The organism is Streptomyces lasiicapitis (assembly GCF_014646335.1).
In the GTDB taxonomy this organism is placed as follows: Bacteria; Actinomycetota; Actinomycetes; order Streptomycetales; family Streptomycetaceae; genus Streptomyces; species Streptomyces lasiicapitis.
Genome location: NZ_BMNG01000008.1, coordinates 140,833 through 160,183 on the forward strand (window position 1 = coordinate 140,833; position 19,351 = coordinate 160,183).

A 19,351-nucleotide genomic window follows, 5' to 3' on the forward strand; every position below is an offset into this window, starting at 1 on the left:
GTGGGTCGGGCCTCCGCCATGCATGGGGCTGCGCCCCTCTCCCCGCAATCGGCGCTTCGCGCCTCGTCCTCAAACTCCCCCAAGCTCTTAAAGAGCAGGGGGTACCCCCTCGACGGGCTTAAAAGACCTTCCCCGTCACCGTTACCTTCGGGAGTACGTCCTCGTACACCGCCGCGTCGAACTCGCCCGCGGCCGGAGCCGCGACCGTCGCCGCCGACAGGGCCACCGCGCGGGAGAGGCGGTCCGGCCAGGGCAGGTGGCGGACGAGGCCGGAGAGCAGGCCCGCGACCGCCGAGTCGCCCGCGCCTGTGGGGTTGCCGCGGACGCGGCCGGGCGGGGTGGCGCGCCAGGTGCCCTCGGGGGTGAGGGCGAGCAGGCCCTCGGCGCCGAGTGAGGCGACGACGGCGTGGGCGCCGCGGCGGCGGGCGTCGCGGGTGGCCTGGGCGGGCTCGTGGGCGCCGGTGAGTTCGGCGAGTTCGTCGGCGTTCGGCTTGACGATGTCGGGACGGGCGGCGACCCCGCGGCGCAGCGGTTCGCCGCTGGTGTCGAGGAGTACGGGTACGGCGGCGGCGCGCGCGGCGCGTATCAGCAGGGCGTACGCGCCCACCGGAACGCCCGGCGGCAGGCTGCCGCACAGGGCCACGGCCGTCACGTCGTCGCCGCTCAGCAACTCCTCGTAGGAGGAGAGGAATCCGGCCCATTCGGCGGGAGAAACGGTCGGGCCCGGCTCGTTGAGCTGGGTGGTGTCGCCGGTGCGGGCGTCCACGACGGCGAGGGTGCGGCGGGTGGCGCCCGCGACCGGGCGCAGGCCGTCCGTGACGCCGGGCACGCGGGCGAGGTGGTCGCGCAGGGTGCGGCCGGTGTCGCCGCCCGCGAAGCCGGTCACGGTCACCTCGTGGCCGAGCGCGGCGAGCACCCGCGCGACGTTCAGGCCCTTGCCGCCCGCGCGTTCGGTCACCTCGGTGACGCGGTGCGAGGCGTGCGGGGTGAGGGAGGGGACTTTGTACGTGATGTCCAGGGCGGCGTTCAGCGTGACCGTGACGATCACTGCTTCACCCCCGGGACCACGGATCCGCGTGCTGCGTGCGCGTGCGGCTTTCGGGGCCTGATCATGCCAAAAAGAAGGCGGTTGGCCCAGGCCTCGGACCAACCGCCTCTGGTATGGGGCGAATTACGGCTCGATGACCCAATCGCCCTTGCGCAGCACGCCCTTGAGCGTGAACTCCGCGTCCAGGACCACGATGTCGGCGTCCTTGCCCGACTCCAGCGAGCCGACGCGGTCGTACTGGCCGAGCAGCTTGGCCGGGTTCGCGGAGATCGCCGCGACGACGTCCTCCACCGGCAGCTTGTCGACGGTCACCGACCGCTTGAACGCGCGGTCCATGGTCAGCGTCGAGCCGGCGATCGAGCCGCCCTCGGTGAGCCGCGCGACGCCCTCCTTCACCTCGACCTCCAGCGGGCCGAGCAGGTAGGTGCCGTCGCCGAAGCCCGCCGCGTCCATGGCGTCCGTGATGAGGGCGACGCGGCCCGCGCCCGCGTGGTGGAAGGCCAGCTCGAAGGCTGCCGGGTGCAGATGCGTGCCGTCGTTGATCAGCTCGACGGTGATCCGCTCGTCCTCCAGGAGGGCGGCGATGGGGCCGGGGGCGCGGTGGCCGAGGCCGGGCATCGCGTTGTAGAGGTGCGTGGCGACGGTGGCGCCCGCGTCGATGGCGGCCTTCGTCTGCTCGTACGTGGCGTCCGTGTGGCCGATCGCCGCGATCACGCCGTGCTCGGCGAGCAGGCGTACGGAGTCGATGCCGCCGGGGAGTTCGGCGGCGAGGGTGACCATGCGGGCGTGGCCGCGGGCCGCGTCGATGAGCTTGCGGACCTCCGCCGGGTCCGGGTGGCGCAGCAGGGCCTCGCTGTGGGCGCCCTTGCGGCAGGGGGAGATGAAGGGGCCCTCGAAGTGGACGCCCGCGATGTCGCCCTGCTCGGCGAGCTCGGAGAGCAGGCCCGCGCGCTGGGCGAGGGCGTCCATGTCGTCGGTGACCGTCGAGGCCACGACGGTGGTGGTGCCGTGCAGGCGGTGCGTCTGTACGCCCTGCAGGATGTCCTCGGCGGTGCCGCTGGTGAAGGACGCGCCGCCGCCGCCGTGGTTGTGGATGTCGACGAAGCCGGGGACCAGCCAGTGGCCGGTGAGGTCGATCGTCTCGATGGCTTCTGCGTCCGCGGGAGCGCTCCCCGCGATGCGGCCGGTGTCCGAGACGATCACGCGGCCGTTCGGGACGGTCCCGGTGGGCAGTACCACCTGAGCACCGGCGAGCACCTTGCTAGTGGCCATCAGGTGGTTACCTCCGGGGAGTCGGGGATGGGGGTTCTGTCGGGTTCGCCGGTGACGGGTCCGTCGGTGAGCGGTCCGCCGGTGACGGGTTCGTCGGTGTCGAGCAGGTCCCACGCGAGCAGGCCCGCGCCCAGGCAGCCCGCCGCGTCGCCGAGTGCGGCCGGGACGATCTCGGGCAGCGTCTGGAACTGGACCACGCGGGAGGCGACCGCCGCGCGCAGCGGTGTGAACAAGGTTTCCCCGGCCTCCGCCAGGCCGCCACCGATGATCAGGGTGTGCGGGTCCAGCAGAGTGAGGGCCGTGAGCAGGCCGTCCGCGAGGGCGTCGACCGCGTTCTGCCAGACGTCCAGGGCGCGCGGGTCGCCGGAGCGGACGGCCTTCGCGCAGTCCGCGGCGTCCGCGGCCGGGTCGCCGCTCGCCTTCGCCCAGGCCTCGCTCACCGCGGACGCGGAGGCCAGGCGCTCCAGGCAGCCGCGCTGGCCGCAGCCGCAGGGCGGGCCGCCGGGGCGTACGACGATGTGGCCGATCTCGCCGGCCGAGCCGTGCGCGCCGGGCTCGATGGCGCCGTCGATGCCGATGGCGCCCGCGATGCCGGTGCCCAGCGGCACGAACAGGAAGCGGTCGGCGCCCTTGCCCGCGCCGAGGCGGCCCTCGGCGAGGCCGCCGGTGCGCACGTCGTGGCCGAGCGCCACGGGGATGCCCTCCAGGCGGGTGCTGAGGAGTTCGCGCAGGGGTACGTCGTTCCAGCCCAGGTTGGCCGCGTACACCGCCACGCCGTTCTCGGCGTCGACGATGCCGGGGACGGCTACGCCCGCCGCCGCGGCGGGTTCGCCGAGGTGGGCGAGGCCGTGGGCGCGGAGGTCGGCCGCGAAGCCGAGGATCGACTCCACTACCGCGTCGGCGCCGCGGTCCCGACCGGTCGGGCGGCGGGCCTCGTGGAGCAGCGTGCCGTCCGCCCCGACCAGGGCGGCCTTCATTCCTGTGCCGCCCACGTCCAGGGCGATGACATGTCTCACGGGGACAGTGTCGCGTGTGACCCGCGAGAGGTCTAGTCCACATGCTCTGGCCCCTGGGCCTTGGGCGGTGCTTCTGGGCCGACCCCGTCACGTAACCAGGGGGCTCCGCCCCCTGGACCCCCGATCGGCCTGGACGGCCTCGTCCTCAAACGCCGGACGGGCTAAAACACTCCAGCCGCACCGGCAAGGGGCCAGTTTCACCAAGGCCGTTGCAGAAGTGATACTCGGGTGGTGTAGACCTTGTGTCGGGACGCGGGGGAAACTCGCAGTTCAGCAAGGAACGACGAGGGTGGGACAGCAGTGCAGCGGCGCGTGACAGGTCTGACCGCGGCGGTGGCCGCGCTGAGCATGACGGCACTGCTCGCCGGCTGCGGCGGCGACTCGGGCGACTCCGGTGACGTCACCCTCAAGCTCGTGGCGGCCGACTACGGCGACTCCTCGACCAACAGCTCCAAGAAGTACTGGGCCGCGCTGACCAAGAAGTTCGAGGCCGAGAACCCGAACATCAAGGTCGACGTGAGCGTCTACTCCTGGACGGACGTCGACCGCAAGGTCAAGGAGATGGTGAAGGACGGGAACGCCCCCGACCTCGCCCAGATCGGCGCGTACGCCGACTACGCCGCGCAGGACAAGCTGTACAGCGCCGACGACCTGCTCTCCATCCCCACCCAGGCCGACTTCCTCGCCCCCCTCTCGAAGGCCGGCGAGGTGAACCGCGTGCAGTACGGCATGCCGTTCGCCGCGTCCACGCGTCTGCTCTTCTACAACGAGAAGCTGTTCAAGAGCGCCGGCATCAAGCCCCCGCAGAGCTGGTCCGAGCTGCAGTCCGCCGCGCAGAAGCTGAAGTCGCGCGGCGTGAAGATCCCGTTCGCGCTGCCGCTCGGCCCTGAGGAGGCGCAGGCCGAGACGATGCAGTGGCTGCTCAGCGGTGGCGGTGGCTACACCGACAACGTCGATTCGTACGCCATCGACTCCAAGCAGAACATCAGCACCTTCGAGTGGCTGAAGGACGAGCTGGTCGGCAAGGGCCTCACCGGCCCGACCGCGCCCGCCGAGCTGGACCGCGCCGAGGCCTTCGCGGCCTTCACGCGCGGTGATGTCGGCATGCTCAACGGCCACCCGACGCTGATGCAGATGTCGGCCAAGAAGGGCCTGAAGTACGGCATGGTGCCGATGCCCGGCATCAACGGCAAGGCCCAGTCCACTATGGGCGTCGCCGACTGGATGATGGCCTTCAAGCAGAACGGCAACCGCAAGGAGATCGGCGACTTCCTCGACTTCGTCTACTCCAAGAAGAACGTCCTCGACTTCTCGCGGGAGTACGACCTGCTGCCCGTGACGACGTCGGCGTCGCAGGAGATGGCGGGCGACAAGAAGGACGCGGCGAAGCTCGGCGAGTTCCTGAAGGAGCTGCCGACCTCGCAGCTCTACCCCGTCGGCAAGGTGTCGTGGGCGCAGGTGTCCGTGCAGGTCAAGAAGTACATCGGCAAGACCGTCGGCCCGAACGGCAACCCCAAGGCCATCCTCGGCCAGATCGAGTCGAAGGCGGCCGCGGAGGAGAACGCGCAGTAGCGGGGTGCGGGGGGCGGGGCGGGGATAGCGTGGACGGCATGACGGACGACGGTCTCTCCGGAGGCGACCACCTCTCCGCCGAAGACGGCCTCTCCGCGCGTGCCGAGGCGGTGCTCGCGCTGGAGCGGCGCAACTGGGCCGGGCCCGGTGCCAAGGAGCGGGCCATCCGCGAGGAGCTCGGCCTCGCTCCCGTCCGCTACTACCAGATCCTCAACGCCCTCCTCGACGACGCGCGCGCCCTCGCCCACGATCCGGTCACCGTGAACCGACTGCGACGGGTTCGGGAGGCGCGGCGCGCCGAGCGTTGACGTTATGGTCGGGCCATGGGTGACCCGACGCACTCCTCCCCGACGCACTCCTCCCCGACGTTGCCGCAGCCGCTGACGCCCGCCGGGCGGGACGGGCTCGCCGCGATCCTTTCCCGGCCCGAACGCGCCGTGATCGCCCTCGACTTCGACGGGACGCTGGCGGCGATCGTGCCCGACCCGGAACGGGCGCGGGCCCACCCGGGCGCGGTGCCCGCGCTCGCCGCGCTCGCGCCGAAGGTCCGCTCCGTCGCCGTCGTCACGGGGCGGCCCGCCAGCGTCGCCGTGCGGTACGGCGGGCTCGCCGGGGTGCCAGGCCTTGAGCACCTGGTCGTGCTCGGGCACTACGGCGCGGAGCGGTGGGACGCCGTCAGCACGATCGTGCAGGCCGCGGACCCGCACCCCGGGGTCGCCGCGGTGCGTGCGGAGCTTCCCGGGTTCCTGGACGCGATCGGCGCGTGGCGTGGCACGTGGATCGAGGAGAAGGGGCGGGCCGTCGCGGTCCACACGCGCCGCGCGCGTGACCCGCAGGCCGCGTTCGACGCCCTGCGCGGACCGCTGGGCGAGCTGGCCGCACGCCACGGCCTCATCGTCGAACCGGGGCGCCTCGTCCTGGAGTTGCGGCCCCCCGGCGTCGACAAGGGTGTGGCTCTGGTCGACTACGTACGTGAGATGGGCGCCGAGTCCGTCCTGTACGCCGGAGACGACCTGGGGGACATCCCCGCTTTCGCCGCCGTGGAAAAGCTCCGTACCGACGGCGAGGTCCGGGGCCTGTTGGTGTGCAGCGGAAGCCCAGAGGTCACCGAACTCGCAGACCGGGCCGACCTGGTCGTGGACGGCCCCCGGGGCGTGGTCGCCCTCCTCGCAGCTCTGGCCACCCAACTCCCTTGACCTTCGGCGCAGTTGTTCCGGCCGCGATTAGGGGGCGGTCAGGGCCTGCAACTGGTCCAGGAACCACTGGGACGGGGGGAGGGACGTGGCGGACGCGGCCAGGCGCTTCGTGCGTTCGGCGCGTTCCGCCGAGGGCATGGTGAGCGCTGTGTGCAGGGCCTGTGCCGTGCCGGACACGTCGTACGGATTCACGACCAGCGCGTCATCGCCGAGCTCCTCGAAGGCCCCGGCCTCCCGGGACAGCACCAGGGCGCACCCTTCGTCGGAGACGACCGGCACCTCCTTGGCGACCAGGTTCATCCCGTCCCGGATGGGGTTGACGAGGGCCACGTCGGCGAGCCGGTACGCGGCGAGAGAGCGCGCGAAGTCGTCCTTGACGTGGAGGATGACGGGCATCCAACTGTCAGTGCCGTACGCGGAGTTGATGGCGGAGGCGACCCGGGAGACCTCCGCCGTGTAGTCGCGGTACACCGCGAGGTCCTGCCGCGAGGGGTAGGCGAACGCGACGTGCACGACCCGCTCCCGCCACTCCGGCCGCTCATCGAGGAGCAGCCGGTACGCGTGCAGCCCGCGGACGATGTTCTTGGACAGCTCGGTCCGGTCCACGCGGACGACGACCTTCCGGGTCCCGTCGCCCCCGATCTGCTCCCGCAGCGCGGCAAGCCGCTCCTCGACGTCCGCCCGCCGCGACCGCTCCCGCAGGAAGTCCGCGTCGGCCCCGAGCCCGTGCACCCCGATCCGCGTCCCCGACGTACCCCCGAGCACCGCCACGCAGCACGCGGTGAACGCGTCCGCCCACCGCCCGGTGAGGAACCCGAGCCGGTCCGCGCCGAGCATCCCGCGAAGGAGCCGCTCGGCGATGTCGTCCGGCAGCATCCGGAAGTAGTCGACGGGCGCCCACGGGGTGTGCGAGAAGTGCCCGATGCGCAGGTCGGCGCGGAGTTCGCGCAGCATGCCGGGGACGAGGGCCAGGTGGTAGTCCTGCACGAGGACGGCCGCCCCCGGCCCGGCGCTCTCCGCCAGGGCCTCGGCGAACGCCCGGTTGTAGGCCTCGTACGAAGCCCACTGCGCCCGGAACTCCGGCCCGAACGCGGGCTCCAGGGGCGTCTGGTAGAGCATGTGGTGCACGAACCACAGCACCGAGTTCGCGACGCCGTTGTACGCGTCGGCGTGCACGGCGGCGTCGATGTCGAGCATCCGCACGCCCGGCTCGCCGACCCCGCGCCGCACGGCCTCCCGGTCGCCCTCGCCGAGGGCCGAGCACACCCACAGGGCGTCGGCGTCGTCCCCGATGGCGCTGAGCCCGGAGACGAGCCCGCCGCCGCCCCGCTTGGCGTCGAGCGTCCCGTCGTCACCGAGGGAGTACGTCACCGGACCGCGGTTGGACGCGACCAGGACCTGGGCGCCGGCCCGCGTCACGCTGTGGGAAGCCTCGGAAACCATGTGCCGAAACCTAGCCGCTCTCGGAAACGCTCAAACGTACGTCCATGGAACGTCACATCACTGCCCGAGCGGGCCGTATACAGCGGCGTACGACGGCATGCGGCGGCGCGCTGGGTGAGGCCCTAGGCGACCCGCCGCTCCGCGTACTCCTCCACCTCCGCCATCGGCGGCCGCTCCTCCGTGTCCACCGCGTACGTCCGCGGCTCGAAGCCGTCCTCGCCGCGCACGAACTGCGTGAGCTCGGGGCGTACGAGATGGGCGCGGGCGAGCCGTAGCTGCGCGGTGCGGTAGATCGCCGCCGCCATCCGCCCGAGCGCCTGCCCGTCCTGGTGCCGGTGCCTGCGCACCCCGACGTCGACCTGCGCGAGCGCGTCCAGGCCCACGGTGTGCAGCGCGTCGACGAGCAGGCCGACCTCCACGCCGTACCCGACCGGGAACGGCAGGCGTTCGAGCAGCGACCTGCGGGCCGCGTACTCGCCGCCGAGCGGCTGCACGAAGCCCGCGAGCTGCGGCCAGTGCATGTTCAGCAGGGGGCGCGCCATCAGCTCGGTGACCCTGCCGCCCTGGCCCGCCGCCTCGCCGAGCGGGCGGTCGTACATCGCCTTCACGAAGTCCACGTCCGGCTCGGTGAGCAGCGGCCCCACGATCCCGGTGACGAAGTCCGCCGAGAACTCCTTCAGGTCCGCGTCGACGAACGCCACGATGTCACCGCTGGTGACCAGGAGTGACCGCCACAGGACCTCGCCCTTGCCCGGAAGGGCGGGCAGCCGCGGCAGGATCTCGTCCCGGTGCACCACCCGCGCCCCGGCCGCCGCGGCGACCTCGGCCGTGCGGTCCGCGGAGCCGGAGTCGACGACCACCAGCTCGTCGACGAGCTGGACCTTCTCCATCAGCTCACGACGGACCTCGGCGACGATCTCGCCGACCGTCTCCTCCTCGTCGAGCGCGGGCAGCACGACGCTCACCGAGGCGCCGGCGGCACGCTTGGCGGCGGTGAGCTGATGCGTCGGGCGGTCGGCGACGGACCAGGAACGCCTGCTCAGCCAGCGCTCGACCTCTTCCAGCACGCGCGTCCTCCCGGTTGTGATCCATCTCGCGCATCGGACGACTATCTCAAGGGTCCAAGGCTTCGGTTACAGTCTTGAACAACGCCGGTGACCATCGCATGTCGGGGGTCGCCGCCGCGTCGAGATCAACAACTGAAACCCACAATCGAATACCGCTCATCCAGAGGGGCAGAGGGATACGGCCCGTTGAAGCCCCGGCAACCCTCCAGCCGGTCTCGTAAGCCGCCGTCACGGCGCACGCGAGGCTCCCGGCTCGGGAAGGTGCCAATTCCGTCTCGTGGCGAGATGCGCCGCGAGGAAGATGAGGAGAAAGGGCCTCGCCTCCATGGCTGTGCAGACTGTCGCCACCACCACCCCCGCCGCTTCCGCCCCGGGCACCGTAGACCTCGGACCCGCGTCCGGCCTCTCCTGCCGCGAGTGCGGAACCCGCTTCGACCTCGGCCCGATCTTCGCCTGCGTCGAGTGTTTCGGCCCCCTCGAAGTGGCCTACGACCTGCCGCTCGGCGACCCGGAGAGCCTCCGCAAGAAGATCGAGGCCGGACCCGCCAACATCTGGCGGTACGCCCCGCTCCTTCCCGTCCCCGCCGACGTGGCCGACAAGCCGAACCTCAACCCCGGCTGGACCCAGCTCGTCCAGGCCGACAACCTCGCCCGGGAGCTCGGCGTCGAGCCGGGCAAGCTGTTCGTCAAGGACGACTCCGGCAACCCCACGCACTCCTTCAAGGACCGCGTGGTCGCGCAGGCGCTCGAAGCGGCGCGCGCCTTCGGGTTCACCACCCTCTCCTGCTCCTCCACGGGCAACCTCGCGGGCGCGGTCGGCGCCGCCGCGGCCCGCGCGGGCTTCCGCTCCTGCGTGTTCATCCCGCACGACCTGGAGCAGGGCAAGGTCGTCATGGCCGCGGTCTACGGCGGCGAACTCGTCGGCATCGAGGGCAACTACGACGACGTCAACCGCTTCTGCTCCGAGCTCATCGGCGACCCGCTGGGCGAGGGCTGGGGCTTCGTGAACGTCAATCTGCGGCCGTACTACGGAGAGGGCTCCAAGACCCTCGCGTACGAGATCTGCGAGCAGTTGGGCTGGGTCCTGCCCGACCAGCTCGTCATCCCCATCGCCTCCGGCTCCCAGCTCACGAAGATCGACAAGGGTCTCAAGGAGCTGATCGCGCTCGGCCTGGTCGAGGACAAGCCGTACAAGATCTTCGGGGCGCAGGCGGAGGGCTGTTCGCCGGTGTCCACGGCGTTCAAGGCCGGCCACGACGTCGTACGCCCGCAGAAGCCGGACACGATCGCCAAGTCGCTCGCCATCGGCAACCCGGCCGACGGGCCGTACGTCCTGGACATCGCGCGGCGCACGGGCGGTGCGGTGGAGGATGTGAACGACGAGCAGGTGGTCGCTGCGATCAAGCTTCTCGCGCGCACCGAGGGCATCTTCGCGGAGACCGCGGGCGGGGTGACGGTGGGCGTCACCAAGAAGCTGGTCGAGGCGGGCCTCATCGACCCGTCCCTGACCACGGTGGTCCTCAACACCGGTGACGGCCTCAAGACCCTCGACGCGGTCGCGGAGACGTCGCAGGCGACGGCGACCATCCGCCCGAGCCTCGACGCGTTCCGCGCCGCGGGCCTCGCCCGCTGAATCTCCCCCGGCACCCCAGAAAGGCATCCCCATGAGCGTCAACGTCCGCATCCCCACCATTCTCCGCACATACACCGGCGGTCAGGCCGAGGTCGCCGCCGAGGGGGGCACCCTCGGTGAGGTCATCGCCGACCTGGAGAAGAACCACACCGGGATCGCCGCCCGGGTCCTGGACGACCAGGGGAAGCTGCGGCGGTTCGTGAACGTGTACGTGAACGACGACGACGTGCGGTTCGAGCAGGGTCTTGAGACGGCGACGCCGGACGGCGCGGGCGTCTCGATCATCCCGGCCGTCGCCGGAGGCTGACCATCCAGCACAGTGCCGGAGGCTGAACACATACGCTGCGTCACCGTAATTGCCCCCTCCGCGAGAGAAGCGGAGGGGGCAATTCTGTATGGTTGATCGCGGTACAGTTGGGCATAGAGCTTCGTTCTTCATCTCGCGCCGTGCCCCGCGCATATTCGAAGTCGGTCTCGGGCCGACAAGAAGTAGCCAAAGTGTGCCGCCCTTTTGCGCCTTAAGTGGCATTTGTCGGGCCCGACTTGCCCTGAACTCCGGCGAATTCTCCGCATATCAGTGATAGAGCGTGCCCAGAATTCTCGTCCGATTGACCTGTTGCAGAGGGCAGTTGGACAGATACATTCAGCCGCGGTCGACGCGTTCCGGCGCACACCCCCAACCCATGGGGGGTGAGGTCTGACCCGGGTCCGCGAAGTGCGGGTCTGCGCAAGGGCCAGTAATAGGGGAGTTAGGCATGGCTCAGGGCACCGTCAAGTGGTTCAACGCGGAGAAGGGATATGGCTTCATCGCGGTCGACGGTGGTGCGGATGTATTCGTCCACTACAGCGCGATCCAGATGGACGGCTACCGCACCCTTGAAGAAGGTCAGCGAGTCGAGTTCGAGATCTCGCAGGGCCAGAAGGGTCCGCAGGCGGACATGGTCAAGCTCGCCGTCTGAGCGGCTTGACGCGATCGGCCACCGAAGCGACGCAGGCGAAGGGCCCGCACCCCGGAGACGGGGTGCGGGCCCTTCGCGCGCGCGGGTGTTGATCTCCCCCGCGCGCGGGCGCGCTCCCCGGCATCGGGGACGGCCTTGCACTCGAGGGGGGCGAGTGCTAATCATTGGCGTTAGCACTCTACGAGTGAGAGTGACAGAACTTGGGTCGGGTCGGTGAGGTCCGCAGGCCGGGTGGGGCAAGGAACCACACGGCGCGCAGGCCGTCCGTCGCGGGCACCAGCCAGATCCGTTTGCTTTTCCACCCCGTCCGGGAGGACCACTTCACATGGCCAAGATCATCGCGTTCGACGAGGAGGCACGGCGCGGCCTCGAGCGCGGCATGAACCAGCTCGCCGACGCCGTCAAGGTGACCCTGGGCCCCAAGGGTCGCAACGTCGTCCTCGAGAAGAAGTGGGGCGCCCCCACGATCACCAACGATGGTGTGTCCATCGCCAAGGAGATCGAGCTCGAGGACCCGTACGAGAAGATCGGCGCCGAGCTGGTCAAGGAGGTCGCGAAGAAGACGGACGACGTCGCCGGTGACGGCACGACGACCGCGACCGTCCTCGCCCAGGCGCTCGTCAAGGAAGGCCTGCGCAACGTCGCGGCCGGCGCCAACCCGATGGCCCTCAAGCGCGGCATCGAGAAGGCCGTCGAGGCCGTCTCCGGCGCCCTGCTCGAGCAGGCCAAGGACGTGGAGACCAAGGAGCAGATCGCTTCGACGGCCTCCATCTCCGCCGCCGACACCCAGATCGGCGAGCTCATCGCCGAGGCGATGGACAAGGTCGGCAAGGAAGGCGTCATCACCGTCGAGGAGTCGCAGACCTTCGGGCTCGAGCTTGAGCTCACCGAGGGCATGCGCTTCGACAAGGGCTACATCTCGGCGTACTTCGCCACCGACATGGAGCGTATGGAGGCGTCGCTCGACGACCCGTACATCCTGATCGTCAACTCCAAGATCTCGAACGTGAAGGACCTCCTTCCGCTCCTCGAGAAGGTCATGCAGTCCGGCAAGCCGCTGCTGATCATCGCCGAGGACGTCGAGGGCGAGGCCCTGTCCACGCTGGTCGTCAACAAGATCCGTGGCACGTTCAAGTCCGTCGCCGTCAAGGCCCCGGGCTTCGGTGACCGCCGCAAGGCCATGCTCGGTGACATCGCCATCCTCACGGGCGGCACGGTCATCTCCGAGGAGGTCGGCCTCAAGCTGGAGAACGCCGGTCTCGACCTGCTCGGCCGCGCCCGCAAGGTCGTCATCACCAAGGACGAGACGACGATCGTCGACGGCTCCGGTGAGAGCGACCAGGTCCAGGGTCGCGTCAACCAGATCCGCGCCGAGATCGAGAACAGCGACTCGGACTACGACCGCGAGAAGCTCCAGGAGCGCCTGGCGAAGCTCGCGGGCGGCGTGGCCGTCATCAAGGCCGGTGCCGCGACCGAGGTCGAGCTCAAGGAGCGCAAGCACCGCATCGAGGACGCCGTTCGCAACGCGAAGGCTGCCGTCGAAGAGGGCATCGTCGCCGGCGGTGGCGTGGCCCTCCTCCAGGCCTCCTCCGTCTTCGAGAAGCTTGAGCTCGAGGGTGACGAGGCCACCGGTGCCGCCGCTGTGAAGCTGGCCCTCGAGGCCCCGCTGAAGCAGATCGCGGTCAACGCCGGCCTCGAGGGCGGCGTCGTCGTGGAGAAGGTGCGCAACCTGACCGTCGGTCACGGCCTGAACGCCGCGAACGGCGAGTACGTCGACATGATCGCCGAGGGCATCATCGACCCGGCGAAGGTCACGCGTTCCGCGCTGCAGAACGCCGCGTCCATCGCCGCGCTGTTCCTCACCACCGAGGCCGTCATCGCCGACAAGCCGGAGAAGGCCGCCGCGGGCGGCGCTCCGGGCGGCATGCCGGGCGGTGACATGGACTTCTGAGCCTCGGCTCGGTAGTTCATCGCCGTACTGCTGTACGGCTGGCTTTACGTCTGTACGCGGAGGGCGGCATCCCCAGGGTTGGGGGTGCCGCCCTTCGGCGTTCCCGGGGGCTGCGGGCCGGGGCGGTCAGTTGGAGTAGTCCTTGAGCTTTTCGGTTTCGAGGGTGATGTTCACGGGGGCGGGAAGCTGGACGGTGTTCCCGAACGGGTAGGAGGGGCAGCGCTGGTACGCCCCGTTCATGGGTTCGCTGAACACGACGAGGGCGCCGTCCGCGTAGGCCCGGCCGTTGCGGTACGTCTCCACCTGGAGATCCTGTTCCGGATACAGCAGCAGCTCAGGACGCTGCTGCATGCACTGTGTCAGCAGCCACATGACGATGGCCCTGTGGCGCTGGTCCGGCATCGGCTTGACCTTCAGCTTTCCACGGATGAATTCGAGCTTCACCGTGTCGGGAGCGTGCTTCTCCAGATGCTCGAACTCCTCGACGGTCATCTGGGCGTGCTCGGGCATGCCCGTGTCCTTTCATGCTGGTGGGATGCCGCCGCGCGGGCCGCTGCCGCGTGCGTGCGGACCTGGTTCGCAGTCAGGGCGACGGAGCGCCCCTGAGAGCCGCGCTCACCCCGGCAGGGGGCGCAGGTGCCGCCCGGCAGGGCTTCTGGGCGGCCTGGGGCGCCGCAGGTCGCGCATTCCAGGATGCGGAGCGCCGTCCGGCGGGGTGCGGGTGTCCGGTCGGGTGGGAGTTTGTCCCGGAGGCGGCGGGCCACGAGTGCTGCCGGGCTGTGGATCTGGGTCGGCAGGCCCGTCGTCAGCGCTCGTCGTACCTCGTCGTCGTTCGCGCCGCGCTCGAACCAGCGCGCCACGAGGGGGCCCAGCGTCACGCAGTCCGCGTGTGAGAGCGACAGTGCCGGGGTCGTGCGGCCCAGTGCCGCAAGGAGGATGAACGCCCTGCTGCGGGTGGGCGGTTCGCGCTCCTGCGGTACGTCGCCGCGCGTGAACGCCGCCCACCACGCGTCGTCTCGCGGCGTCCGCGTGAACCACGTTCGGGTGATCCAGCGTGCGCTGCCCGCGCCCGCGACGTGCTCGCGGCCCCGGCGTAAGTGGCCCGCCGCCTGAAGGTTGTTGAGCGCCGTGCGGAGGGCGCACTGGCCGTACGGGAGGTGTTTCGCCAGCGTCTTTACGGAGATGTCCGCGCCGTCGGGGAGTCGGTCCACGTACGCGGCGACGGCGGCCTCGCGGCCGGGCAGGTGGGTGAAGTCGTCGGCGCGGTGCGCGAGTTGGTCCGGTGCGGTTCGTTTCCCGTAGCCGGGGTTGGCCATGGGGTGTGGTGCCGCGTGCGGTGCCGCGTGCGTGGGGCGGGGGGCAGCACTAAGCTGGCTGTCAGCCACGGGATCGTGCTCCGATCTCGATGGTTAAACCCCCGCAAGGTGTTGCTGCACCGGGCGGGGGTTGTTCGTTATTCGGGCACGCTAGAGCTTCGTTACGTTGCGTGGCAAGTCGAATGCGGGAAGTGGTCGCGTTCGCCAACTCGCGGGGTGGGTGGGCGGGTTGGACCCGCCTCCCGTTCCTTGCAAAGAGGGCTCGGGGCTGGGGGCTTGAGCCTCGGGCGGGGCCCGCTGCTAGCTGTGCTTGATGTTCGCTATGAACGGGGCCCAGGCGGCTGCCCGGAACACGAGCTTCGGGCCGGTGGGGGTCTTGGAGTCCCGGACGGGGACGATGTTCGGGTGGCCGTCGGCTACTTCGAGGCAGTCGCCGCCGTCACCGGCGCTGTGCGTGGACTTGCGCCAGGCGGCGACCTCCAGGCAGTTGCCGCCGCTCCCATCGCTGTGGCTGGACTTACGCCAAACGGTCACGCTCAAGTCGTACTCAGGGGTGCGGTTCCTCATGGGCGTAATCGTGCGCCATCGATTCGATTAGGGCCAGGGAGCGCCGGGGCGAACGACCCAACGCCTGAAGAAGGCTGAACGTCATGGTGTGGCGAGCCACCGTCGCCGGGTCGTCGATCAGCCTTCCTGTGTCCAGTCCCTCGACGAAGCAGAGGGGTGGGGCATCCGCGAACTCCATGAGCTTCAGGGAGCCGCCCATTCCAGCGTGTGCTCCGGCGCTGAACGGCAGTACCTGCAAGATGACTCGGTGTCGGTGTGCCAGGTCGGCTACATGGCGCAGGGCCTCTGCCATGGTCGCGGGCCCGCCGACCGGGCGTCGGAGCGCGGCCTCGTCCAGAATTGCCCACAACAACGGGGTTGTTGGGTTGTCGAGGAGACGGGCGCGATCCATGCGGGTCGTCACCAGTTCCTTGATCTCGTCGTCCGTGGCCATCGGCCGATAGGACCGGAACAGCTCGGCGGAGTACGCCGGTGTCTGGAGCAGGCCGGGGATCAGCAGCGGCAGGTAGTGCTTGATCGTTGTGGCGGACGCCTCCGCCTCCGCGGCCTCTGCGAAGTGGTCCGGGTACTTGGACTTGGCGAGAGCGCCGCAGTTGCGGGTGAAGAAGCCCCCCATGTCGAGGGTTTCGTCGAAGTGGGCCGCGTACTCCAGGTGCATGCGCCGCGTCCCCGCCTCCAACTGGCCGATGAACGAACCGCTCACGAACAGCGGGGCGCCCAGCGCCTCCTGGCTGAAGCCCGCCCGCTCGCGGGCATGGCGCAGCTCCGCGCCGAGGAGGGCGCGGGGGTTGGACGACGGGTCGAGGTCCTTGGGGCGCGTCATCGCCGACTCCTCGTCGTACAGGGGGCGTTGTTGGGTCGCCCGAGCTGTTCAGCGTAGAACTCCTCGGCCACGCTGGGTGATGGAATCGGAACACCGGGTTGTGGAAGGTGCGGACATGGTGAGTGCGGCGCGGATGGACAGGGTGCGGGCCTCGGAGGAGGGCGCGGCGCGGCTGCGGGCGGAGCTGGCGGAGGTCGGGGTGGTGCTGCCTTCGCTCAGGGTGGACCCGCTGACGGTGGCGTCCGGAGGGTCGTACCCCCTGGTGGACCTGGGCCGGTGCAACCTGGACACGGCGCTGCGGCTCACCGCCGTGCTGTACGAGGCGCGGCGGGGAACGGGGCCGGCGGCGGGGGCCGAGGCGTCGCCGGGGGACGTGCTGCGGGCCCGGGTACGGGAGCTGAACAGGGAGGGACGGCTGCCGTGAAGGGGGACCGTCGGTTGTGGGACTGCCTGTTTCAGGCGTGGCGTGAGCTGGATGTGCCGGAGGGCTGGCGCGCCGAGATCGACGAGGCGCGGATTGTGCTTGTGCCGCCGCCGCATCGGCATCACAGTGGCGTCGCGGCTGCCTTGTGCAGGGCCTTCTACGGGTCTGCTCCGGAGGAGTTGGGGGTCTACCAGGCCCTCGGTGTTCACATCGCCGACTTGGACAAGCTGTACGTCCCCGACCTGGTCGTGGCCCCCCGGCAGGCCGTCGACGACGTCGAGCCCGGCGACTGCGACCCCCTGGACGCGGCCGAGGCGTTGCTCGTCGTCGAGATCACCTCACAGGGCAACGCCAAGGACGACCGGGGCAAGAAGTTGTGGGCCTATGCGCACGCGCCCGTACCCGTCTATCTGCTCGTGGACCGGTTCGACGAGCACGGCCCGACGGTGACGCTCTTCAGCGAGCCGCAGAACGGGGCGTACAAGCATGCCGAACGGGTGCCGTTCGGGGAGCGGTTCGTGTTGCCCGAGCCCGTCGGGGCGGCCGTCGACACCGCGGGGTTTCCCGGGTGACGGGCGGCCGCCTCTTGGGGTGGGTGGGCTAGTTGGGGAGCTGGTCGATGATCCAGGTGCAGAGTTCCTCGGTGATGCTGGTGTGGGGCTCGTTCTGGGAGGCGACCCGGAAGTCGTGCAGTTCGCTGTCCTCCAGTGAGAAGCCCGTGTAGAGGTTGTCGTGGGTGTCGATGTTGCGGATGGCGACGGCGCTCACGGTGGGTACGAAGCAGTGCGCGGGGATGGGGGCTTCGGAGCGGAAGCCGAGGATCGGCAGTAACGCGTTGAAGCGGTTGGCCAGGATCTCGAAGCTGTTGAGCGTGCCGCCGGGCGCGCCGTCGATGACGGGGAGGCCGGACGTGCGCACCTCCTTGGGCGGCGGCGGGGTCACCACGCGCAGGTTGCCCACGAGTTGGCGCTCGCCCGCCTCCTGCGTGAACAGCTTGCTGCCGAGGACCGACAGGCCCTTGCCCTCGAAGGCGAGCTTGTTCGGGTCGACGCCGTTGCCGGTGCCGTCGGCGACGCCGTTGGCCACGCCGATGAGGCGGGGCCGCTGCGGCCAGTTGCCGACGCGCTCCAGCTCCGCGAGGAACTCGGTGCGCTCCTTGCTGGTCGACGGCTGGTCCTGCCACTCGGAGATGTGCTGCCACAGGAGCTGCTGGGAGGCGAGGCTGTTCATCTGGTCCGAGAAGGTGCTGTTGAGCTTGCGGATGTAGTGCGCGATGGCCTGGATCCCGATGGGGATCCAGGCGCCGTTGTGCGGGGTGTCGTAGGAGAGGTACAGGTCCACCTCGTGGTCCACCCGCCGCCTTTCGAGGTGGGCGAGTGCGTAGCGCGTGACCATCCCGCCCATGCTGAAGCCGCCGACGGTCAGGCGCGCGTTGCCCTCCTTCTGCGCGTTGGCCCGCAGGATGGCCTCCTCCGCGGCCTTCGCGTTCTCCAGGATCGACGCGCTGCGCTCGTTGAAGCCGAGGAGGATGACGTCGCGGCCGCGCTGCCGCAGCGCGGTGAGGAGCGGGAACTGGCCGCGGTCCAGGTGGTCCCAGGAGGCGTCCAGGTTGCTGGGGCCCGCGTTGAAGCCGTCCGCGAGGATCACGGGGCGGGTCAGGCTGGGGTTGCGCTCGCCGTAGTACACCCAGGCCGTGCCGTTCTGCAGCTCCCACGTCTCGTCGGGGGCCGGTGCGGCGGTGACTACTGGCTCGGTCGGGCCTGAGCCGAGAATGATCGGGGGCGCGGACCGCAGGGCTTCCTGGATCTGCTGCTCGCTGGGGGCGTTCTCTTCGGGCATGGGGTCCCCTTCTCCGTGACCGTGCGCACGTCGGCGATGACGCGCCGTGTCATCTTTGATACGAAGGGTGATGGTCTGTAAGGGCGTTTCTCGCCGTCGTACGGATGGCTCAAATCGGTTTGGAATGGCTCAAGTTGGTGCGATTGGCCTGTTTGGGTCTTGGCTTGTGGCGTGCGGTTCGGAAAAAAGTTGGTGAGCGGTGTCAACCGGACGTACCCCCGCTGGTCTAGAGAAGGTGTACCGACCAGATGGGGAGCACGGCATTGACCGCTGAGGAATTCGAGGAGTTCTACGCCCACGCGGTCAGACGGCTCACCGGACAGCTCTACGTGATGCTCGGCGATCTGCACGAGGCGCAGGACGTCGTGCAGGAAGCCTTCGTCAAGGCGTGGAGCAGGCGCGGGCGGCTGCGCCGCGAGGCCGCGCCCGAGGCCTGGATACGCACCGTGGCCTGGCGGCTCGCGCTGCGCCGCAGGCAGGGGTTGTTCCGGGCCGAGCGCGCCTGGCAGCGGCATGGGGGCGCGGCTCCCGTGGACGCGCCCGATCCGGGGTCCGTCGTACTGGTCGAGGCGCTCAAGGAGTTGTCCCCGCAGCAGCGCAGGACCGTGGCGCTGCGGTACGTGTGCGATCTGTCCGTCGAGCAGATCGCCCACGAGACGGGACTCTCCACCGGCACGGTCAAGACTCATCTGTCCCGAGGCAGGGCCGCGCTCGCGCCCCGGCTGCGGGATCCTCACACGGAGGAGGCGCACGGTGGCTCTTGAGCCGCGTCCGGGGCACCGTCCCGATGACGACATCCTGGTGGCCGCCGCGGTTCGGCAGCTTGCCGAGCGTGGGCAGGGGGAGGTTGCGCCTGTCCCTTCCGGTGCCATCACCGAGCGTGGTGATCGCTTGCGGCGGCGGCGCCTTGCTGGCCTCGCGGCCGCTGCGGTTGTCTTCTTCGGCGGGGTGAGCGGGGCGCTCGTCGCTGTCGCGGACCAGAGCGAGGAGACCGTGCGGCCCGCGGGGCGGACGGAGCCGCCCGCGCCCGCGCCGTCGTCCGGTGACTCGCCTGGGCCGACGTCGGCGCCGCCGCCCAGTGCGACGACCATGGCGCCGACCGGGTCCGCGCCGCCCGATACCTCTCCGCCGAGTACGTCTGCGACGCGTACGTATCCGCCCACCAGTACGGGGTCCCCCGGGTAGGGGGCCGTTCCGGGGCTGCGCCCCTGGACCCCCGCTATCG

Annotated in this window: 20 protein-coding genes and 1 riboswitch; of the genes, 10 read left to right on the forward strand and 10 right to left on the reverse strand. The window is 70.3% G+C overall.

Going from position 1 to position 19,351, the window contains the following annotated elements; genetic code table 11:
• Nucleotides 1-118: 118 nt before the first annotated feature.
• The 3 genes from IEY91_RS19080 to IEY91_RS19090 all read right to left on the reverse strand — a co-directional run bounded on the left by IEY91_RS19080 (nt 119) and on the right by IEY91_RS19090 (nt 3,336).
• A complete protein-coding gene (locus IEY91_RS19080) occupies nt 119-1,048 on the reverse strand; it encodes a 1-phosphofructokinase family hexose kinase (RefSeq protein WP_189174922.1) in 930 nt (309 codons plus the stop codon).
• A 123-nt stretch (nt 1,049-1,171) separates the two neighbouring features.
• Nucleotides 1,172-2,320: an N-acetylglucosamine-6-phosphate deacetylase gene (gene nagA, locus IEY91_RS19085; protein ID WP_189174923.1), complete on the reverse strand. Its 1,149-nt coding sequence runs from the start codon at nt 2,318-2,320 to the stop codon at nt 1,172-1,174.
• On the reverse strand, nt 2,320-3,336 hold the full coding sequence (locus IEY91_RS19090; protein WP_229697077.1) for an ROK family protein: 1,017 nt from the start codon (nt 3,334-3,336) through the stop codon (nt 2,320-2,322). The genes nagA and IEY91_RS19090 overlap by 1 nt, the downstream gene beginning before the upstream one ends.
• 300 nt (nt 3,337-3,636) lie before the next feature.
• Here IEY91_RS19090 and IEY91_RS19095 point away from each other — a divergent pair, with 300 nt between their 5' ends.
• Genes IEY91_RS19095 through otsB form a run of 3 tightly spaced genes read left to right on the forward strand, consistent with a single transcriptional unit; the run spans nt 3,637 to nt 6,104 of the window.
• Entirely contained in the window at nt 3,637-4,908 is a 1,272-nt protein-coding gene (locus IEY91_RS19095; protein ID WP_189174924.1) for an ABC transporter substrate-binding protein, read from the forward strand.
• Nucleotides 4,909-4,946: 38 nt separating this feature from the next.
• The gene (locus IEY91_RS19100) at nt 4,947-5,216 is read left to right on the forward strand and encodes a DUF3263 domain-containing protein (RefSeq protein ID WP_189174925.1); all 270 of its coding nucleotides are present in this window, start codon (nt 4,947-4,949) and stop codon (nt 5,214-5,216) included.
• Between the two features lie 15 nt (nt 5,217-5,231).
• Nucleotides 5,232-6,104, forward strand: a complete 873-nt coding sequence (gene otsB / locus IEY91_RS19105) for a trehalose-phosphatase (RefSeq protein ID WP_189174926.1) — start codon at nt 5,232-5,234, stop codon at nt 6,102-6,104.
• A 27-nt stretch (nt 6,105-6,131) separates the two neighbouring features.
• On the opposite strand, the gene IEY91_RS19110 is transcribed toward otsB, so the two are convergent.
• Nucleotides 6,132-7,547: an alpha,alpha-trehalose-phosphate synthase (UDP-forming) gene (locus tag IEY91_RS19110; RefSeq protein ID WP_189174927.1), complete on the reverse strand. Its 1,416-nt coding sequence runs from the start codon at nt 7,545-7,547 to the stop codon at nt 6,132-6,134.
• 122 nt (nt 7,548-7,669) lie between these two features.
• Nucleotides 7,670-8,614 carry a glucosyl-3-phosphoglycerate synthase gene (locus tag IEY91_RS19115; protein ID WP_164323595.1) on the reverse strand — a complete coding sequence of 315 codons (945 nt, stop codon included), beginning with the start codon at nt 8,612-8,614 and terminating at the stop codon, nt 7,670-7,672.
• 153 nt (nt 8,615-8,767) lie between these two features.
• Nucleotides 8,768-8,922, forward strand: a riboswitch (SAM riboswitch).
• On the opposite strand from IEY91_RS19115, the gene thrC reads away from it, so the two are divergent.
• The 4 genes from thrC to groL all read left to right on the forward strand — a co-directional run bounded on the left by thrC (nt 8,916) and on the right by groL (nt 13,157).
• A complete protein-coding gene (thrC, locus tag IEY91_RS19120; protein ID WP_189174928.1) occupies nt 8,916-10,247 on the forward strand; it encodes a threonine synthase in 1,332 nt (443 codons plus the stop codon). (Overlaps the previous riboswitch by 7 nt.)
• Nucleotides 10,248-10,278: 31 nt before the next feature.
• Complete coding sequence (locus tag IEY91_RS19125) at nt 10,279-10,554, forward strand: MoaD/ThiS family protein (RefSeq protein WP_164323599.1); 276 nt, start codon at nt 10,279-10,281, stop codon at nt 10,552-10,554.
• Nucleotides 10,555-11,002: 448 nt separating this feature from the next.
• The gene (locus IEY91_RS19130) at nt 11,003-11,206 is read left to right on the forward strand and encodes a cold-shock protein (RefSeq protein WP_005315736.1); all 204 of its coding nucleotides are present in this window, start codon (nt 11,003-11,005) and stop codon (nt 11,204-11,206) included.
• A gap of 325 nt (nt 11,207-11,531) precedes the next feature.
• The gene (gene groL / locus IEY91_RS19135) at nt 11,532-13,157 is read left to right on the forward strand and encodes a chaperonin GroEL (RefSeq protein WP_164323601.1); all 1,626 of its coding nucleotides are present in this window, start codon (nt 11,532-11,534) and stop codon (nt 13,155-13,157) included.
• Between the two features lie 126 nt (nt 13,158-13,283).
• On the opposite strand, the gene IEY91_RS19140 is transcribed toward groL, so the two are convergent.
• The 4 genes from IEY91_RS19140 to IEY91_RS19155 all read right to left on the reverse strand — a co-directional run bounded on the left by IEY91_RS19140 (nt 13,284) and on the right by IEY91_RS19155 (nt 15,863).
• On the reverse strand, nt 13,284-13,667 hold the full coding sequence (locus tag IEY91_RS19140) for a Uma2 family endonuclease (RefSeq protein ID WP_229697078.1): 384 nt from the start codon (nt 13,665-13,667) through the stop codon (nt 13,284-13,286).
• On the reverse strand, nt 13,646-14,542 hold the full coding sequence (locus IEY91_RS19145; RefSeq protein ID WP_373287978.1) for a hypothetical protein: 897 nt from the start codon (nt 14,540-14,542) through the stop codon (nt 13,646-13,648). Before IEY91_RS19145 ends, IEY91_RS19140 begins: the two co-directional genes overlap by 22 nt.
• A gap of 231 nt (nt 14,543-14,773) precedes the next feature.
• The gene (locus tag IEY91_RS19150; protein ID WP_189174929.1) at nt 14,774-15,040 is read right to left on the reverse strand and encodes a DUF397 domain-containing protein; all 267 of its coding nucleotides are present in this window, start codon (nt 15,038-15,040) and stop codon (nt 14,774-14,776) included.
• Nucleotides 15,021-15,863, reverse strand: coding sequence for a helix-turn-helix domain-containing protein (locus IEY91_RS19155; protein ID WP_189174930.1), 843 nt, complete (start codon nt 15,861-15,863; stop codon nt 15,021-15,023). The genes IEY91_RS19150 and IEY91_RS19155 overlap by 20 nt, the downstream gene beginning before the upstream one ends.
• Before the next feature lie 115 nt (nt 15,864-15,978).
• Between IEY91_RS19155 and IEY91_RS19160 the strand changes: the two genes are divergently transcribed.
• Both IEY91_RS19160 and IEY91_RS19165 read left to right on the forward strand, forming a co-directional pair.
• Entirely contained in the window at nt 15,979-16,287 is a 309-nt protein-coding gene (locus IEY91_RS19160; RefSeq protein WP_229697079.1) for a hypothetical protein, read from the forward strand.
• Complete coding sequence (locus IEY91_RS19165; protein WP_164323607.1) at nt 16,284-16,859, forward strand: Uma2 family endonuclease; 576 nt, start codon at nt 16,284-16,286, stop codon at nt 16,857-16,859. Before IEY91_RS19160 ends, IEY91_RS19165 begins: the two co-directional genes overlap by 4 nt.
• 28 nt (nt 16,860-16,887) lie before the next feature.
• Here IEY91_RS19165 and IEY91_RS19170 read toward each other — a convergent pair whose 3' ends face one another.
• Nucleotides 16,888-18,126 carry an esterase/lipase family protein gene (locus IEY91_RS19170; RefSeq protein WP_189174931.1) on the reverse strand — a complete coding sequence of 413 codons (1,239 nt, stop codon included), beginning with the start codon at nt 18,124-18,126 and terminating at the stop codon, nt 16,888-16,890.
• Between the two features lie 263 nt (nt 18,127-18,389).
• On the opposite strand from IEY91_RS19170, the gene IEY91_RS19175 reads away from it, so the two are divergent.
• Nucleotides 18,390-18,890: a SigE family RNA polymerase sigma factor gene (locus tag IEY91_RS19175; protein WP_164323611.1), complete on the forward strand. Its 501-nt coding sequence runs from the start codon at nt 18,390-18,392 to the stop codon at nt 18,888-18,890.
• Nucleotides 18,891-19,351: the final 461 nt, after the last annotated feature.

Bases quoted from the DNA above. Each gene is read 5' to 3' on its own strand.
- nagA (WP_189174923.1), bottom strand. From the start codon at position 2,320: ATGGCCACTAGCAAGGTGCTCGCCGGTGCTCAGGTGGTACTGCCCACC.
- IEY91_RS19100 (WP_189174925.1), top strand. From the start codon at position 4,947: ATGACGGACGACGGTCTCTCCGGAGGCGACCACCTCTCCGCCGAAGAC.
- otsB (WP_189174926.1), top strand. From the start codon at position 5,232: ATGGGTGACCCGACGCACTCCTCCCCGACGCACTCCTCCCCGACGTTG.
- IEY91_RS19110 (WP_189174927.1), bottom strand. From the start codon at position 7,547: ATGGTTTCCGAGGCTTCCCACAGCGTGACGCGGGCCGGCGCCCAGGTC.
- thrC (WP_189174928.1), top strand. From the start codon at position 8,916: ATGAGGAGAAAGGGCCTCGCCTCCATGGCTGTGCAGACTGTCGCCACC.
- IEY91_RS19125 (WP_164323599.1), top strand. From the start codon at position 10,279: ATGAGCGTCAACGTCCGCATCCCCACCATTCTCCGCACATACACCGGC.
- IEY91_RS19130 (WP_005315736.1), top strand. From the start codon at position 11,003: ATGGCTCAGGGCACCGTCAAGTGGTTCAACGCGGAGAAGGGATATGGC.
- groL (WP_164323601.1), top strand. From the start codon at position 11,532: ATGGCCAAGATCATCGCGTTCGACGAGGAGGCACGGCGCGGCCTCGAG.
- IEY91_RS19140 (WP_229697078.1), bottom strand. From the start codon at position 13,667: ATGCCCGAGCACGCCCAGATGACCGTCGAGGAGTTCGAGCATCTGGAG.
- IEY91_RS19150 (WP_189174929.1), bottom strand. From the start codon at position 15,040: ATGAGGAACCGCACCCCTGAGTACGACTTGAGCGTGACCGTTTGGCGT.
- IEY91_RS19155 (WP_189174930.1), bottom strand. From the start codon at position 15,863: ATGACGCGCCCCAAGGACCTCGACCCGTCGTCCAACCCCCGCGCCCTC.
- IEY91_RS19160 (WP_229697079.1), top strand. From the start codon at position 15,979: ATGGTGAGTGCGGCGCGGATGGACAGGGTGCGGGCCTCGGAGGAGGGC.
- IEY91_RS19170 (WP_189174931.1), bottom strand. From the start codon at position 18,126: ATGCCCGAAGAGAACGCCCCCAGCGAGCAGCAGATCCAGGAAGCCCTG.